The 568-nt window shown below is 34.2% G+C and carries 1 protein-coding gene; it reads right to left on the bottom strand.

The features are described from left to right. Positions 1 to 272: 272 nt before the first annotated feature. Positions 273 to 485, bottom strand: coding sequence for a PspC domain-containing protein (locus ACS8FD_RS23335; RefSeq protein WP_439277606.1), 213 nt, complete (start codon positions 483 to 485; stop codon positions 273 to 275). Between the last annotated feature and the right edge of the window lie 83 nt (positions 486 to 568).

Below are 568 nucleotides of genomic sequence, written 5' to 3'. Positions count from 1 at the left end.
TACCGCAACTAAATTTATCTTGCTAGTAAGTCATATCGAATAATAAAATGGTATCTAGACATTCATAAACGTCATGATCATCAAGTAGCGTAAAACCAGACAACAAAAAAATACCCAGATGAATTAACATCTGGGCAGGAGGAAAGCTGTATGGCTGCTATTGATTTATGCTTAAGGCTTGTGCACTTTATAAGCAACCTTTGTAGCATGTTACTGTTATTATTATTCGTTTATTAAGTTTGATAATGCTGTACAACTGACTATAAATTATATTACTGATAAGACTGATTTGAGGCTTTAGGCATAACGATCCAGAAAAGAACGTAAATTAATATGCCAGGTACTGCTGCACTCAACGTAGAGATTATTACAAATAAAAGGCGTACCCAAGTTGGTGACCAACCTACATACTCTGCAATACCTCCCATCACACCAGCGATCATACGGCTATTTTGTGAACGATGTAATTTTGCTAATTTACCCAAAATCCATACCTCTTCTTTTTTTACTTTCAATTAGCGTTATTATTATAAAATGCGTGAAAATCATGCTTTGAACAACTATTAGA

This window comes from Psychrobacter sp. 1U2 (assembly GCF_051847575.1).
This window is presented reverse-complemented; position numbering and strand designations above follow the sequence as displayed.